Source organism: Roseateles sp. GW821-FHT09G09 (genome assembly GCF_059415965.1).
On the sequence record NZ_JBWKOG010000004.1, the window covers coordinates 382,098 to 395,853 of the forward strand.

A 13,756-nucleotide genomic window follows, 5' to 3' on the forward strand; every position below is an offset into this window, starting at 1 on the left:
CATGACGAGGAGGACAACATGACGGCTGCTTTCGAGCGCGAGGTGCTGATCCGCTTCGGGCATTGCGACCCGGCGGGCATCGTGTTCTTCCCGCGCTACTTCGAGATGCTGAACGCCTTCGTCGAGGACTGGTTCAACGAAGGCTTGAGCGTGCCGTATGCGGAGCTGCTCGGCCCACGCCGCGTCGGCCTGCCGACGGTGCAGCTGCAGACCAACTTCGAGCGCATCAGCCGCCAGGGCGAGCGGCTGACGCAGCGGCTGTGGATCGAGCGTGTCGGGCGCAGCTCGCTGTCGCTGCGCGTGAGCTTCGACGGCGCCGACGGTCCGCGCGTGAGCTTCGGCCAGGTGCTGGTGTGCACCTCGCTGGAGACGCACCAGTCGCAACCCTTCCCCGAGGATGTCCGCGCCGCGCTGGTGCGGGCGGTCCAGCAGCAGCAATCCCATCAATCGTCAGCGCAGTAGAGGAGTTCCGACGATGAGCAACAACGACAACGAGAAGACAGGCGCCGACAAGCGTGTGCTGCAACCTGCCGGCTGGGCGCCCCCGCGCGGCTACGCGAACGGCGTGGCCGCGACCGGCACGCTGGTCAGCGTGGCCGGCCAGATCGGCTGGAACGGCCAGTGCCAGTTCGAGAGCGACGACTTCGTCGACCAGTGCCGCCAGGCGCTGAGCAACATCAAGGCGGTGCTGGCCGAAGGCGGGGCCGAGCCGCGCCACATCGTGCGGATGACCTGGTACCTGCTCGACAAGCGCGAGTACGTCGCGCGCGGCCGCGAGGTGGGCCAGGCCTACCGCGAGGTGCTGGGCAGCGAATACGGCATCGCCATGACCGCGGTGCAGGTCGCGGGTCTGATCGAGGACCGTGCGAAGGTTGAAATCGAGGTGACAGCGGTGGTGCCGGCCCGGGACTAGGATCGGTTCCAACGCATTCAAGAACGGAAGAGACACATGAGCCACGCATCCAAGGCCGCGAAGGCCGCATTCCACTGGGACGATCCGCTGCTGCTGGAACAGCAGCTGACCGACGACGAACGCGCCGTGCGCGACGCCGCGGCGGCCTACTGCCAGGACCGGCTGGCGCCGCGTGTGCTGGAGGCTTTCCGGCACGAGAAGACCGACGCGGCGATCTTCCGCGAGATGGGCGAGCTGGGCCTGCTCGGCCCGACCATCCCGGAGGAATACGGCGGCGCCGGCCTGAACTACGTCTGCTACGGCCTGATCGCGCGCGAGGTGGAGCGCGTGGACAGCGGCTACCGCTCGATGATGAGCGTGCAGAGCTCATTGGTGATGGTGCCGATCAACGAATTCGGCAACGAGGCGACCAAGCGCAAGTACCTGCCCAAGCTGGCCAGCGGCGAGTGGATCGGCTGCTTCGGGCTGACGGAGCCGAACCATGGCTCGGACCCGGGCTCGATGGTGACGCGGGCGCGCAAGGTCGACGGCGGCTACGCGCTGAGCGGCAGCAAGATGTGGATCACCAACAGCCCGATCGCGGACGTGTTCGTGGTCTGGGCCAAGGACGACGGCGGGCAGATCCGCGGCTTCGTGCTGGAGAAGGGCTGGAAGGGGCTGAGCGCGCCGGCGATCCACGGCAAGGTCGGCCTGCGGGCGTCGATCACCGGCGAGATCGTGATGGACGAGGTCTTCTGCCCGGAGGAGAACGCCTTCCCCGACGTGCGCGGCCTGAAGGGTCCGTTCACCTGCCTGAACAGCGCGCGTTACGGCATCGCGTGGGGCGCGCTGGGCGCGGCGGAATTCTGCTGGCACACGGCGCGGCAGTACACGATGGACCGCCAGCAATTCGGCAAGCCGCTGGCGGCCAACCAACTGGTGCAGAAGAAGCTGGCGGACATGCAGACCGAGATCACGCTGGGCCTGCAGGGCTGCCTGCGGCTGGGCCGCATGAAGGACGAGGGCACGGCGGCGGTGGAGATCACCTCCATCATGAAGCGCAACAGCTGCGGCAAGTCGCTGGACATCGCGCGCACGGCGCGGGACATGCTGGGCGGCAACGGCATCAGCGACGAGTTCGGCATCGCCAGACACCTCGTCAACCTGGAGGTGGTCAACACCTACGAGGGCACGCACGACATCCATGCGCTGATCCTCGGGCGCGCGCAGACGGGGATCGCGGCGTTCTGAAGCCACGCTTCCTCAGAAGAGAAGGGCGCTACGGCGCCCTTTTCCATTCCCGAGTCATACGCGGAATGATGCGGCTCTGCATCGGAGCGAAGGACCTGCGCAATGGCTACTGATACGTGTCATTGATCGGTCAATTCGGCAATGCGAAGCTTCTGGACTTCCACACCTGACCACCGTCCGCAGATGGGTGGAGTTCTCAGGTCCGTCCAACCAATCACGCCCCTCACTCCAGCAGCCTCGCGGCTGCGGCATTGCCCTTCATGAAGAACTCGGCCGCTCGCAAGTACATCAACGCTCACACCATCAGGCGTGCGAATCAACACCTGATGACGCGCGGTCGCGACTATGTTCCGTCGCCCGCTGTGCAAGCGCTGATGCCCAGCCGGGAGGAGATCGTGAAGGCTGCAAACAATGCATTCGAGCGATGGTTGGCGAAAGCCAAAGTCATCGCTTGATGCTGCATCAGACCTTCCAAACCTTTGTCGATCACCGCCAGGATCTCGCCGGCCTCATCGCATACGCACTGTACAAAGCCGACAAGGTCGATTTCATGAAAACGCATCCCGACGAGGATGTGCATGGCTTTGTGCTCGGCATGAATCTGCCTTCGCAGATCGAGGCCTATCGCGCTGAGGCTGTGACCATGCTTGAGGACATGGCCCAGCAGTCGCTTGCAGATGCGCTGGCCGATGCGGATGCCGATCACCTGCGACAGTTGAAGCAGATCGAGCGAGCGCTCGGCTTCTGGCCCAGCGTATGGTCCAACGTGATCGCGAATCTGATCGCAGCGGCCATTTCAATCTTGTTCGTGGTGCTGGTGTTTGGCAGCAAGCTGAACTTCTGGACCAACTTGCTGAAGTACCTGAGTGAATAGGCCTGGGCAGCCATTGACCTGTCCTGAATGCGACAGCGACGCCGGTGCTCCGGTAGCACGATCCGCCGCTGACCGGACCATCCGATGGTCCGGCGCGCTCCGGAGACGCCCATGGATGACATCACCGCCCGCATCCCTTCGCTCAAGGGCCAGGTCAGCGACGCCGAATGGCAGCTGCGCGTGGACCTCGCCGCCTGCTACCGGCTCGTCGCGCGCTACGGCTGGAGCGATCTGATCTTCACGCACATCAGCGCGCGGCTGCCCGGCGACGCGCATGAGTTCCTGATCAATCCCTACGGCCTGATGTTCGACGAGATCACGGCCTCCAGCCTGATCAAGGTCGACGCGTCGGGCAACAAGCTGCAGGAGACGCCGTTCCCCGTCAACCAGGCCGGCTTCATCATCCATTCCGCGATCCACGCGGCGCGGCCCGACGTCGGCTGTGTGCTGCACACGCACACGCGCGCCGGCGTGGCGGTGTCGGCGCAGAAGGGCGGCGTGCTGCCGATCTCGCAGCAGTCCACCTTCGTGCTGGCCTCGCTCGCGTACCACGACTACGAGGGCGTCGCGATCCGCCCCGACGAGCAGCCGCGGCTGCAGAACGACCTCGGCGACAAGATCTTCTACTGCCTGCGCAACCACGGTTTGCTGACCGTCGGCAAGACGATCGCCGACGCCTTCCTGTCGATGTACACCTTCGAAAGCGTCTGCCAGATCCAGATCGCCGCGCAGGCCGGCGGTGTCGAGCTGACGCCCGTCCACGACGAGATCATCCGCGGCACCGCCGAGTCGATGCGCGTGCAGACTGGCGGCCTCGGCGGCGCCTTCGTGTGGCCGACGCTGTTGCGGCAGGCGGGCCGGCAGTGCCCGGGGTTCGACGTGTGAGGCGGTAGCGCCTGACAGTCAGCTATTTGTCGTAGCGTCTGGCGCGTTCGCGATGGACGGCGACGTCATCGCCGAACGATTGAACGCGTCCGCCGCCGAACGCGGCGACCCAGCCCGCGACCACGGCGAACACGGCCAGCACCGCAGAGGCGGCCAGCGGACCACCGAGGAGTGCCGTTGCGATCGCACCGGCCGCGAGAACGAGCGAGACCGCGCCGAGCACCACGCGCCTCGCCCACAGCCAGCCGCAGTACATGGCGCGCTCCGCGCCGCCGACGCCCGCCTGGGTGCCGAGCTTGTCTTCATGGAACAGCTGCCAGAAGACCCAGAACGTGCAGGGGATGAGCAAGATTGCGCCGGCGATCCGTCCCGGCTGCGAGCGATGCTCGACCAGCAGCCACAGCGAAACGCACGCCATGGCAACGCCCAGGGTGACGAAGACCCATCGTTCGATGATTTCCCAGCGCTCCCGTTGCGCCATGCGTTGCCCCTGAAGTCCTTTGGGCCGAGGTGCCCGATGAGGGTATTGTCTTCGCCCGCTCACGACCGTCTCAGGGCTTGATCACTGCAAGCAACGCGATCGCGACAAGCCCGATGATCGCGATGACCGGCGCATGGCGGATCCAGGCCGGAGCAGGGCGCTCGCTCTGCTCGACATGCCGTCGCAGCGTCGCCGACAGCACACCGTGCAGGCCCGACAGCGCGACGACGATCGGCAGCTTCGCATTCAGCCAGAGCGCGCCGAACCATCCGCCCCAGCTCGCGAGCGCGATGCCCAGGGCCCAGACCGCCAGCATCGCCGGCGTGGTCACGCGACTATCCCAGCGCAGGACGGTCGTCGCGAGACGCTTCTCGTGCGAGAGCAGGACGGTCTCCTTCGAGGGACGCAAGGCGGCCGCCGTCACGCCGAGCAGCACCAGCCCGCCCACCCAGGTCAGCACGACCGCGAGGTGCAGCCCCTTGAGCCAGAGGTACATCACGCCGCGGCTCCAAGACGCAGCAGTCGCCAGCTGTAGAGCCCGCCCAGCGGGATGAACGCGGCGAGCAGCAGCCGCCACGCAGTCGGTCCGTCGACGGCGCGCTCCGCCGCAGCCTGTGCGAGCTGCCAGCAGAAGACGAGGAAGGCCATGCCGTGCACCGGCCCCATCACGGACACCGCGATCGGCAGGCCGGCCAGGTGCTTCAGCGGCACCGCGACCAGCACGAGCGCCAGCAGCGTGAAGGCCTCCAGCAGGCACAGGCGGCTGAGCATCAGGAGACGAGGAAGGCGAGAGGGCCGGGAGGGCCGGAGGTGCCGGGAAGGGTGAAGGGAAGGGGGAGGAGGCGATGGATGAGACAACGTGGACTCCGTGGGAACGCGGGGGTTGCGAGGGAACGCGAGGGCATGAGGGCGAACCCGGTGGATTCTTCCGATCCGATGCCTTTGCGGAAAGTGGCCGGATTGCCTTCATTCGACTGTTTCCGGCCAGGAGCGCGCAGAATGCGGAACCGACCCTGTCTCATCTCCGATGTCTCGCCCCGGAGTTCCTCGCCATGCCTGCCTCCCGATCTGCTCGCTCGTCGCTTCGAACTCCCTCTCCCGCGACGCGGGAGAGGGCGGGGGGTGAGGGCCAGACCCAGGTGGCCGTGCTCGCTCTTCCCGGCGTGGTGCCCTTCGACCTGACGATCGCCGGCGAGGTCTTCGGCCGCGTCACGCTGGACGGCGGTCGCAAGGCCTACGCGGTCACGGTCTGCGCCGAGCAGGACGAGATCGACACCGGCGGCTTCACCATCGGCGTGAAGCGCCGCCTCGCGACGCTGAAGGCCGCGCACACGATCATCGTGCCCGGCATCGAGTCGCCGACGATGCCGATCAGCCCGGCCGTCCAGCGCGCGCTGCTCGCGGCGCATGCACGCGGCGCCCGGATCGCGTCGATCTGCACGGGCGCGTTCGTGCTGGCGCAGGCCGGTCTGCTCGACGGCCAGCGTGCCACGACGCATTGGGCCGCCGCGCCGCTGATGGCGCAACACCATCCCGACGTCGACCTCGACCCCTCGGTGCTCTTCGTCGACAACGGGCAGATCCTCACCTCCGCCGGCGCGGCCGCCGGCATCGACCTCTGCCTGCACCTGGTGCGCCGGGACCATGGCACGGCCGTCGCGGCCCGCATGGCGCGGCTGTCCGTCGTTCCCTTGCAGCGCGAGGGCGGCCAGGCGCAGTTCATCCAGCCCGCCGACCTGCCGCCCGACCGCGACCTGCAGCCCGTCATCGCCTGGGCGCTGCGACAACTGCACCGTCCGATCTCGATGGAGGAACTCGCGAGCCAGGGCTGCGTCAGCCCCCGCACGCTGCATCGCCGGTTCCGGGCGCAGTTCGGCCTCTCGCCGGTGCAATGGCTGAGCCAGGCGCGGGTGCGCCGTGCGCAGGAACTGCTCGAGACCGGCTCCTCGAGCATCGAGCAGATCGTCGAGGCCGTCGGCCTGGGATCGGCGGCGAACTTCCGCACCCAGTTCCAACGCATCGCCGGCGTCAGCCCCAGCGCCTATCGCAAGAGCTTCGGCGCACGGGGCGCGCTTTCATAACCTCCAGGAACGAAAGAATGATCCGGGTCGACATTCCGGAAGGCGGACTCGCGCCTAGCATCGAGCGACCCCGGCGCACGACCGGGGCTTCACAGGAGACAAGATGATTCGCAGATCCCTGATCGCGGCGGGCTCGGCGGCGCTGGCCGCGACGCTGCTGCCGGCCCTCGCCCTCGCGCAGAGCTATCCGGACCGGCCCGTGCGCCTGATCGTGCCCTACGCGCCCGGCGGCAGCGCCGACATCGTTGCGCGGCTGATCTCGGACGAATGGGGCAAGGCGCTCGGCAAGCCGCTGGTGGTCGAGAACAAGGCCGGCGCGGGCGGCAACGTCGGCGTGGCCGAGGTCGCGAAGTCGGTCGGCGACGGCTACACCATCGGCCTGCAGACGGTCTCGCTCGCGATCAACCCGGCGCTCACGCCGAAGATGCCCTACGACACGCTCAAGGACCTGGCGCCGATCGGCATGGTGGCCAGCTCGCAGCACGTGCTCGTCGTCAACGAGCAGGTGCCGGCGAAGACGGTCAAGGAACTGATCGCGCTCGCGAAGAGTAAGCCGGGCAAGCTCTCCTACGCGTCGGCGGGCACGGGCAGCACCTTCCACATGTCGGCGGAGCTGTTCAAGGCGGTCGCGGGCGTGAGCATCGTCCACATCCCTTACCGCGGCGGCGGTCCCGCCTTGAGCGACACGATCGGCGGCCAGGTGGAGATGTCCTTCCCGGTGCTCTCGGCGGCGCAGGGGCATGTGCAATCGGGCAAGCTGCGCGCGCTGGGCGTGACCGGCCCGAAGCGCTCGCCGCTGATGCCCGACGTGCCGACCATCGCCGAGGCCGGCGTTCCTGGCTATTCGTTCGAGACCTGGTTCATGGTCTTCGCGCCGGCCGCGACGCCGCGACCCGTCATCGACAAGCTGAACGCGACGCTGCACGCGGTGCTCACGGCGCAGACCGTCAAGGACCGGATGGCGAAGGAAGGCTTCGAGGCCACGCCGTCGACGGCAGCGCAGGCGCGTGCGCGGCTGGAGAAGGAATTGCCGCAGTGGGCGAAGCTGGTGAAGGAGCGGGGGATCACCGCGGACTGAGCCGGCGCGTTCTCCGCACGCGCTCCTCGGCGTCAGGTCTTGCGCCGCTCAGAGCCACACGCGCGGTCTGCGGCCGAGGCTGGCATCGACGAGCAGCTTGTGCGTCTTCTTGTCGATCGCCTCAGGCGGCACGTGGGCGAGCGCGAGTCTCGCGAACTCCGGCAGTCCGGCGAGGCTGGCCGACACCCTCGCCTTGTTCCCGGACGGGTCCTCGAGCACGAACCATTTCATCGTCGGCGAGAAGCGGACGAGTCGCACGTCGGCCCAGCGCATCGTGCCGCGCCCGCCGAAGCGGCGGCCGAAGTCGATGGCCTCGTCGGACAGCCGATGCCGGGCGAAGAAGTAGTCCGCGACCATGGGCAGCGCCATCAGCCCGAGGGCGACGAAGCACAAGGTCGTGCCGAACGTGGCGACCGGGTGCTTGCCAGTCGTGAAGGACACCGCGGCGAGCCAGAAGAAAAATGTCGTGCTGATCGCGCCGATCAAGAGCGAGCTGATCGGAGTGCGGAGTTGGATCGACATCGGTGGCATTCGCTTCGTGAAGGCTATCGCGTGGCGCGTGTGACCGTAGCGCCGCAGCGCCGCAGCGCCGCAGCGCCGCAGCGCCGCCGCGCCGCAGCGCCGAAGTATCCACGAGCGCCTCCCGGATCAAGCGATCCATCGAGCGACGCGCGATGACGGGAAATCCTCTGCGGGACATCCCGCAGACATCCGGCGTCTCCTCGCCGCTAGCATCCCTCGCCATCACAAGACCATCCCCGGCCGCCTGCGCGGCGCGGCGGAACAGGGAGTTCCCGATGAAGCCGATCTCCGTCGCGCGCCGCTGCGCGTTGTCGCTCGCCCTGGCGCTGGCCGGCCTGCAGGGCGTCGCTCACGCCCAGCCGGCGCCAGCGCCGGCCTCCGTGCCGGCCGAGGTGTTCTTCAAGAACGCCGAGCTCAATGAGGCGAAGCTCTCGCCGAATGGCAAGCGCCTGGCCGTCGCGGCGCCGGGCGCCGCCGGCCTGCGGGTCGGCCTTTACGTGTTCGAACTGGGCGCCAAGATCGAGGCCCGCCGCGTGGTGCAGTTCAGCAACGACGACGTCGGCGACTTCTACTGGGTCAACGACGACAAGATCGTCTTCTCCGCCACCGACCGCCGCATCGCGTCCGGGACCCACTACCAGGCCAGCGGCCTGTTCTCGGTGGCCGCGGACGGCTCCGGCATCCGGCAACTGATCCAGCGCGAGCACGAGACCGAGGGCGAGCGCAAGGCCTTCGGCGGCGCGCTGACCTGGAACCATCGGCTCCTCACCGTGCCTTTCCCTCATGAGGGCGAGCCCGGCAACCGGGTGCTCGTGGGCAAGTTCGGCATCAACCGCTCCAACAACCGCAGCGCCTACACCCCGCTCTGGCTGAACGTCGACACCGGCCGTGCGCTGCCGGCGACCTTCGACGAACCCCGCGGCGCGGTGCGCTTCCTCTTCGACAGTCACGGCGAGCCCCGCCTCGTGATCACCGAACAGGAGAACGTCCAGGTCGTCCATTGGCGCGGACCGGGGGAGACGACCTGGTCCGAACTCACGCGCGGCGACCTGCTGGGTCTGCCCTTCGTGCCCGTCGCCGTGGACGACACGGGTCGCCTGTTCGTGAAGCGCCTCGAAGGCGCGCAGCGCTACGAGGTGCTCACCCGTTTCGATTTCCAGACCCGCAAGCCGGAAACCCGCGCACTGCTCAGCGCGCCGGGGTTCGATGCACAGAGCGCCGTGATCCGGGACGCCGGGCGCACCGTCGGCCTGCGCTACCAGACCGACGCGCAAGCGACGGCGTGGTTCGACCCCGCCATGCGCGACTTCCAGAAACTGGTCGACGCCCGCTTCACCGACGGCGTCAACGTCGTCCAGTGCGCGCGATGCGGCAAGGCGGACATGGTCGCCGTGGTGCGCAACTTCTCGGACCGGGAGCCCGGCGAGTACTGGGTCTACCGGGCCGCCGCCGCCGAAGCCGACCGCTGGCAGCCGGTCGGCCGCCAGCGCCCCGACGTCGATCCGCGCGCGATGGCCAGCCAGGAGCTGCACCGCATCAAGGCCCGGGACGGCGCCGACCTGCCGGTGTGGCTCACGCTGCCGCGCGGCGTCGCGCCGGGCAAGCCGGCGCCGGCGGTGGTGCTGGTGCACGGCGGTCCGTTCATGCGCGGCCGGGTCTGGGAATGGAACGGCTGGGCGCAGTTCCTCGCCTCGCGCGGGTACCTCGTCATCGAGCCGGAATTCCGCGGCAGCGAGGGCTACGGCGACAAGCACTACCGCGACGGCTTCCGCCAATGGGGTCAGGCCATGCAGGACGACATCGCCGACTCGCTGGTCTGGGCGCGCCAGCAGAAGCTCGCCTCGGACCGCGCCTGCATCGCGGGCGCCAGCTACGGCGGTTATGCCACGCTGATGGGGCTGGCCAAGGACGGCGCGCTGTATCGCTGCGGCGTGGCCTGGCTCGGCGTGACCGACCTGATGCTGTTCGTCAAGGGCGACAGCTGGGTGGATGACGACCTCGGCAGCTCCTACCGCAGCTACATGGCGCCCGCGATGGTCGGCGATGCGGTCAAGGATGCCGACATGCTCAAGGCCAATTCCCCGGTGCTGCTGGCCGACCGCATCCGCGCGCCGCTGCTGCTGGCCTACGGGGAACGCGACGTCCGCGTCCCCATCGAGCACGGCGAGCGCATGCGCGACGCGCTCGTGAAAGTGGGCCGTCCGCCTGAATGGATCACGTACCGCGGCGAAGCCCACGGCTTCGGCAACCTGGACAACAGTGTCGACTTCGCCAGGCGCGTCGAGGTCTTCCTCGCCAAGTCCCTGAAGGATGGGCAGGGCGTGCAACAGGGCGCGCCACAGGGTGCGCAACAAGGCGGGCAGTAAGCCGCCTCGCCGCCTCGCCGCTTCACCGCGAGCGGCGGAAGACGCGATCCGACCTCAGTCTTCCGTCCCCGCGCAAGCCAGCATCGCCGCCACCAGCGTCGCCCCCTGCCGCTCCCGCAGGCAGTAGAGGTACTCCCGCACCAGCGGCATCTCCTGCTCGAAGGGCAGGGCGATCAGGTCCGGGTGCCTGCCGGTCTCATGCGCGGCGAAGATGCTGACCCCCAGCCCGCGCACGACCGCCTCGCGCAGCGCCTCCCGGCTGGCGATCTCCATCTGCGCCGACGGGCGCACGCCCGCGGCGTCCAGTGCCTGCTCGCTCAGCGTGCGCGTCATCGAGCCGCGCTCCCGCACCAGCAGCGTCTCCTGCGCCAGCGCCGCCAGCGGCACCGCCGCGCGCCGCGCCAGCGCATGGCCGCGCGGCAGCAGCAGCACCAGCGGGTCGGCGCCCAGTTCGACGCGGTGCAGCCGCGCGTCGTCCTCCCGGTGGCTGGAGGTCGCCAGGTCCACCTCGTAGGCCAGCAGCGCGTCCACCATCTGCCGTGAATTGCCGGCCGAGATGCTCAGCGCCACCCGCGGATGCCGCGTCCTGAAGCGCTGCGCCAGCGTCAGCGTGTAGTACGGCGCCGTCGCGCCCAGCCGCAGCGTGCCGCCGCGCAGCTCGGCCGAATCGCGCAACGCGAACTCGATGTCCAGCTCCTGCTGCAGCAGCGCGTCGACCTGCGGCATCAGCCGCCGGCCCGCGTCGCTCAGGCTCAGCCGGCCGCCGCCCCGGTGGAACAGCTCCACCCCGTACTGCTCCTCCAGCGCGCGGATCTGCGTCGTCACCGTCGGCTGGGACAGCCCCAGCTGCTTGGCCGCGCCGGTGATGGACCCCAGCCGCGCCACGGCGAAGAAGGCCTTGAGCTGGTTCACGAGCACGGCGGGCCCCCCGGATCTCGCGTTCCCCCCAAATCGGCCAATACCGGTTTCCGTGAACTTGGGGCGTTTGACGCGTCAATGACATATCCCATTCCTACAGTGTCCCCCAACGACCACCGCCCGCTGGAGCGCCCATGCCGATCATTGCCCTGTCGACCCCCCGGTCGAGCCCCCTGTCCACCGTCCTGCACGCCGCCGCGGCGCTGGCCCTGGCCGCGATCGCCGCGCTCACCAGCCCCGAGGTCCATGCCCAGGGCGCGCCAGGCGCCCAGGGCCCTCAGGGCAGGACCGAACTGCTGGTCTACAGCGCGCTCGAGGCCGACCAGATCAAGGCCTACAAGACCGCCTTCGAGCAGGACCATCCCGCCATCGAGCTGAAGTTCGTCCGCGAGTCCACCGGCATCGTCACCGCCCGGCTGCTGGCCGAGAAGGCCAACCCGCAGGCCGACGTCGTCTGGGGCCTGGCGGCGACCTCGCTGATGCTGCTCGACAAGGAAGGCCTGCTCGCGCCCTACGCGCCCAAGGGGCTGGAGCAGGTCCGCGCCACGATGCGCGACCCGCGGCCGCAGCCGACCTGGGTCGGCATGGACCTGTGGTCGTCGGCGGTCTGCTTCAACACCGTCGAGGCCGCGAAGCGCAACCTGCCCAAGCCGACCGCCTGGGCCGACCTGACCCAGCCCGTCTACAAGGGCCTGCTGACGATGCCGCATCCGGCCTCCAGCGGCACCGGCTACCTGATGGTCTCGGCCTGGCTGCAGATGATGGGCGAGGCCAAGGGCTGGGCCTTCATGGACGCGCTGCACCAGAACATGGGCATCTACACGCACAGCGGCTCCAAGCCCTGCCGCCAGGCCGGCGCCGGCGAGTTCCCGGTCGGCCTGTCCTTCGAGTACCGCGCCAACAAGACCAAGAAGGAAGGCGCGCCGATCGACATCGTCTTCCCCAGGGAAGGCCTGGGCTGGGACGTCGAGGCCACCGCCGTGATGAAGACGACGAAGAAGCTGGACGCCGCCAAGGCGCTGGCCGACTGGTCGGTGACGCGCAAGGCCAACGAGCTGTACGCGAAGAACTTCGCGGTGCTGGCGCTGCCGTCGGTGCAGGAGCAGCTGGAGTTCGTGCCGTCCGACCTCGACAAGCTGCTGGCGAAGAACGACTTCAACTGGGCCGCCGCGAACCGCGACCGCATCCTCGCCGAGTGGTCGCGCCGCTACGAGGCCAAGGCCGAGAAGAAGTGATCGGCCAGTGATCCGCCGGTGATCTGCCAGTGATCCGCCAGTGATTCGACCTTGAGCCCGAGCCCCGACGTCCCCATGCTGCATCTGCGTCAGATCACCAAGCGTTTCGGCCTGCAGACGGTGCTGCAGGGCATCGACCTCGACCTCGTGGCGGGGGAGTTCGTGTCGCTGCTGGGCCCGTCGGGCTGCGGCAAGACGACGCTGCTGCGCATCGTGTGCGGCATCGAGACGCCGGAGGCCGGCCAGGTGCTGATGCACGGCCTGGACATCACCGCCTGGCCGGCGTCGCAGCGGCGCTTCGGCGTGGTGTTCCAGTCCTATGCGCTGTTCCCCAACATGACGGCGCGCGAGAACGTCCGCTACGGACTCGACGAGCTGCCCCGGCGCGAAGCCGCCGCACGCGCCGACGAGATGCTCGCGCTGGTCGGGCTGCTGGAGCAGGCCGGCAAGTTTCCCGCGCAGCTGTCCGGCGGTCAGCAGCAGCGCGTCGCGCTCGCCCGCGCGCTGGCGCCCAAGCCGAAGCTGCTGCTGCTCGACGAGCCGCTGTCGGCGCTCGACGCGCAGGTCCGGCAGGAACTGCGCACGGAGATCCGCGCGCTGCAGCAACGCCTGGGCATCACCACGCTGATGGTGACGCACGACCAGGACGAGGCGCTGGCGATGTCGGACCGCGTGGTGCTGCTCGCCAAGGGCCAGATCGCGCAGCAGGGCGCGCCGCGGCAGCTCTACGACCGCCCGGCGAGCGCGCTGGTGGCGGGCTTCGTCGGCCGGATGAACTGGATGGACGGGCAGGTCGTCGCCGAGGGACGCGTGCGCGTCGGTACCACGCTGCTCGACGGCGACACCCGGCTCTACAAGACCGGCAGCGTCGTGCGCGTGGGCATCCGCCCCGAAGCGATCCGGCTGATGGACGGGGAGGGCGCGATGCTGCGCGCCCGCATCGAGACGCTGCAGTTCCACGGCGCGGTGACGCAGGTGCTGCTGCGCTGCGAGGCGCTCGGTGCCAGTACTGGCACCGGCACCGGCGGCGGGTTGATGCTCGAAGTTCCCAGCGGCGAAGCCGCCGGCCTGAGCGAAGGCGAGGTCCGCGGCCTGCGCCTGCCCGCCGCGGCGCTGCAGCTCTTCGACGCGCCGCTGTCGATGCGGAGGGCGGCGTGAGCGCCGAAGACGCGG

At 69.0% G+C, this 13,756-nt stretch carries 17 protein-coding genes; 12 read left to right on the top strand and 5 right to left on the bottom strand.

What is annotated here, in order from left to right; genetic code table 11:
* Positions 1 to 18: 18 nt before the first annotated feature.
* From AC07O8_RS13180 to AC07O8_RS13205, 6 genes are all read left to right on the top strand, one after another.
* Positions 19 to 462, top strand: a complete 444-nt coding sequence (locus AC07O8_RS13180; protein ID WP_495048449.1) for an acyl-CoA thioesterase — start codon at positions 19 to 21, stop codon at positions 460 to 462.
* Positions 463 to 475: 13 nt separating this feature from the next.
* Complete coding sequence (locus AC07O8_RS13185; protein WP_495048450.1) at positions 476 to 913, top strand: RidA family protein; 438 nt, start codon at positions 476 to 478, stop codon at positions 911 to 913.
* A 36-nt stretch (positions 914 to 949) separates the two neighbouring features.
* Positions 950 to 2,143, top strand: coding sequence for an acyl-CoA dehydrogenase (locus AC07O8_RS13190; RefSeq protein ID WP_495048451.1), 1,194 nt, complete (start codon positions 950 to 952; stop codon positions 2,141 to 2,143).
* A 260-nt stretch (positions 2,144 to 2,403) separates the two neighbouring features.
* On the top strand, positions 2,404 to 2,598 hold the full coding sequence (locus tag AC07O8_RS13195; protein WP_495048452.1) for a hypothetical protein: 195 nt from the start codon (positions 2,404 to 2,406) through the stop codon (positions 2,596 to 2,598).
* Positions 2,598 to 3,017 carry a hypothetical protein gene (locus AC07O8_RS13200; RefSeq protein WP_495048453.1) on the top strand — a complete coding sequence of 140 codons (420 nt, stop codon included), beginning with the start codon at positions 2,598 to 2,600 and terminating at the stop codon, positions 3,015 to 3,017. Before AC07O8_RS13195 ends, AC07O8_RS13200 begins: the two co-directional genes overlap by 1 nt.
* A 111-nt stretch (positions 3,018 to 3,128) precedes the next feature.
* Positions 3,129 to 3,902: a class II aldolase/adducin family protein gene (locus tag AC07O8_RS13205; RefSeq protein WP_495048454.1), complete on the top strand. Its 774-nt coding sequence runs from the start codon at positions 3,129 to 3,131 to the stop codon at positions 3,900 to 3,902.
* A 22-nt stretch (positions 3,903 to 3,924) separates the two neighbouring features.
* On the opposite strand, the gene AC07O8_RS13210 is transcribed toward AC07O8_RS13205, so the two are convergent.
* The 3 genes from AC07O8_RS13210 to AC07O8_RS13220 all read right to left on the bottom strand — a co-directional run bounded on the left by AC07O8_RS13210 (position 3,925) and on the right by AC07O8_RS13220 (position 5,154).
* Complete coding sequence (locus AC07O8_RS13210) at positions 3,925 to 4,383, bottom strand: hypothetical protein (protein ID WP_495048455.1); 459 nt, start codon at positions 4,381 to 4,383, stop codon at positions 3,925 to 3,927.
* Positions 4,384 to 4,453: 70 nt separating this feature from the next.
* On the bottom strand, positions 4,454 to 4,879 hold the full coding sequence (locus AC07O8_RS13215; RefSeq protein WP_495048644.1) for a CopD family protein: 426 nt from the start codon (positions 4,877 to 4,879) through the stop codon (positions 4,454 to 4,456).
* The gene (locus AC07O8_RS13220; RefSeq protein WP_495048456.1) at positions 4,879 to 5,154 is read right to left on the bottom strand and encodes a DUF3817 domain-containing protein; all 276 of its coding nucleotides are present in this window, start codon (positions 5,152 to 5,154) and stop codon (positions 4,879 to 4,881) included. Before AC07O8_RS13220 ends, AC07O8_RS13215 begins: the two co-directional genes overlap by 1 nt.
* A gap of 368 nt (positions 5,155 to 5,522) precedes the next feature.
* Here AC07O8_RS13220 and AC07O8_RS13225 point away from each other — a divergent pair, with 368 nt between their 5' ends.
* Positions 5,523 to 6,464 (top strand): GlxA family transcriptional regulator, encoded by a 942-nt coding sequence (locus AC07O8_RS13225; RefSeq protein WP_495048457.1) that lies wholly within the window; start codon positions 5,523 to 5,525, stop codon positions 6,462 to 6,464.
* Between the two features lie 103 nt (positions 6,465 to 6,567).
* Positions 6,568 to 7,542: a tripartite tricarboxylate transporter substrate binding protein gene (locus AC07O8_RS13230; RefSeq protein WP_495048458.1), complete on the top strand. Its 975-nt coding sequence runs from the start codon at positions 6,568 to 6,570 to the stop codon at positions 7,540 to 7,542.
* A gap of 48 nt (positions 7,543 to 7,590) precedes the next feature.
* On the opposite strand, the gene AC07O8_RS13235 is transcribed toward AC07O8_RS13230, so the two are convergent.
* Positions 7,591 to 7,983, bottom strand: coding sequence for a hypothetical protein (locus tag AC07O8_RS13235; protein ID WP_495048459.1), 393 nt, complete (start codon positions 7,981 to 7,983; stop codon positions 7,591 to 7,593).
* On the opposite strand from AC07O8_RS13235, the gene AC07O8_RS13240 reads away from it, so the two are divergent.
* Together AC07O8_RS13240 and AC07O8_RS13245 are read left to right on the top strand one after the other, a co-directional pair.
* The gene (locus AC07O8_RS13240) at positions 7,973 to 8,107 is read left to right on the top strand and encodes a hypothetical protein (RefSeq protein ID WP_495048460.1); all 135 of its coding nucleotides are present in this window, start codon (positions 7,973 to 7,975) and stop codon (positions 8,105 to 8,107) included. The two genes, AC07O8_RS13235 and AC07O8_RS13240, sit on opposite strands and share 11 nt — an antisense overlap.
* Positions 8,108 to 8,339: 232 nt before the next feature.
* On the top strand, positions 8,340 to 10,430 hold the full coding sequence (locus AC07O8_RS13245; protein WP_495048461.1) for an alpha/beta hydrolase family protein: 2,091 nt from the start codon (positions 8,340 to 8,342) through the stop codon (positions 10,428 to 10,430).
* Positions 10,431 to 10,484: 54 nt separating this feature from the next.
* On the opposite strand, the gene AC07O8_RS13250 is transcribed toward AC07O8_RS13245, so the two are convergent.
* Positions 10,485 to 11,348: a LysR substrate-binding domain-containing protein gene (locus AC07O8_RS13250; protein ID WP_495048462.1), complete on the bottom strand. Its 864-nt coding sequence runs from the start codon at positions 11,346 to 11,348 to the stop codon at positions 10,485 to 10,487.
* A 134-nt stretch (positions 11,349 to 11,482) separates the two neighbouring features.
* Between AC07O8_RS13250 and AC07O8_RS13255 the strand changes: the two genes are divergently transcribed.
* Together AC07O8_RS13255 and AC07O8_RS13260 are read left to right on the top strand one after the other, a co-directional pair.
* Positions 11,483 to 12,583 carry a putative 2-aminoethylphosphonate ABC transporter substrate-binding protein gene (locus tag AC07O8_RS13255; RefSeq protein WP_495048463.1) on the top strand — a complete coding sequence of 367 codons (1,101 nt, stop codon included), beginning with the start codon at positions 11,483 to 11,485 and terminating at the stop codon, positions 12,581 to 12,583.
* A 75-nt stretch (positions 12,584 to 12,658) separates the two neighbouring features.
* Positions 12,659 to 13,741, top strand: a complete 1,083-nt coding sequence (locus AC07O8_RS13260; protein ID WP_495048464.1) for an ABC transporter ATP-binding protein — start codon at positions 12,659 to 12,661, stop codon at positions 13,739 to 13,741.
* The last annotated feature ends 15 nt before the right edge of the window (positions 13,742 to 13,756 follow it).

Coding starts and splice junctions, on each gene's coding strand:
- AC07O8_RS13185 (WP_495048450.1), top strand. CDS start 476: ATGAGCAACAACGACAACGAGAAGACAGGCGCCGACAAGCGTGTGCTG.
- AC07O8_RS13215 (WP_495048644.1), bottom strand. CDS start 4,879: ATGTACCTCTGGCTCAAGGGGCTGCACCTCGCGGTCGTGCTGACCTGG.
- AC07O8_RS13230 (WP_495048458.1), top strand. CDS start 6,568: ATGATTCGCAGATCCCTGATCGCGGCGGGCTCGGCGGCGCTGGCCGCG.
- AC07O8_RS13180 (WP_495048449.1), top strand. CDS start 19: ATGACGGCTGCTTTCGAGCGCGAGGTGCTGATCCGCTTCGGGCATTGC.
- AC07O8_RS13205 (WP_495048454.1), top strand. CDS start 3,129: ATGGATGACATCACCGCCCGCATCCCTTCGCTCAAGGGCCAGGTCAGC.
- AC07O8_RS13195 (WP_495048452.1), top strand. CDS start 2,404: ATGAAGAACTCGGCCGCTCGCAAGTACATCAACGCTCACACCATCAGG.
- AC07O8_RS13210 (WP_495048455.1), bottom strand. CDS start 4,383: ATGGCGCAACGGGAGCGCTGGGAAATCATCGAACGATGGGTCTTCGTC.
- AC07O8_RS13255 (WP_495048463.1), top strand. CDS start 11,483: ATGCCGATCATTGCCCTGTCGACCCCCCGGTCGAGCCCCCTGTCCACC.
- AC07O8_RS13200 (WP_495048453.1), top strand. CDS start 2,598: ATGCTGCATCAGACCTTCCAAACCTTTGTCGATCACCGCCAGGATCTC.
- AC07O8_RS13190 (WP_495048451.1), top strand. CDS start 950: ATGAGCCACGCATCCAAGGCCGCGAAGGCCGCATTCCACTGGGACGAT.
- AC07O8_RS13245 (WP_495048461.1), top strand. CDS start 8,340: ATGAAGCCGATCTCCGTCGCGCGCCGCTGCGCGTTGTCGCTCGCCCTG.
- AC07O8_RS13260 (WP_495048464.1), top strand. CDS start 12,659: ATGCTGCATCTGCGTCAGATCACCAAGCGTTTCGGCCTGCAGACGGTG.
- AC07O8_RS13220 (WP_495048456.1), bottom strand. CDS start 5,154: ATGCTCAGCCGCCTGTGCCTGCTGGAGGCCTTCACGCTGCTGGCGCTC.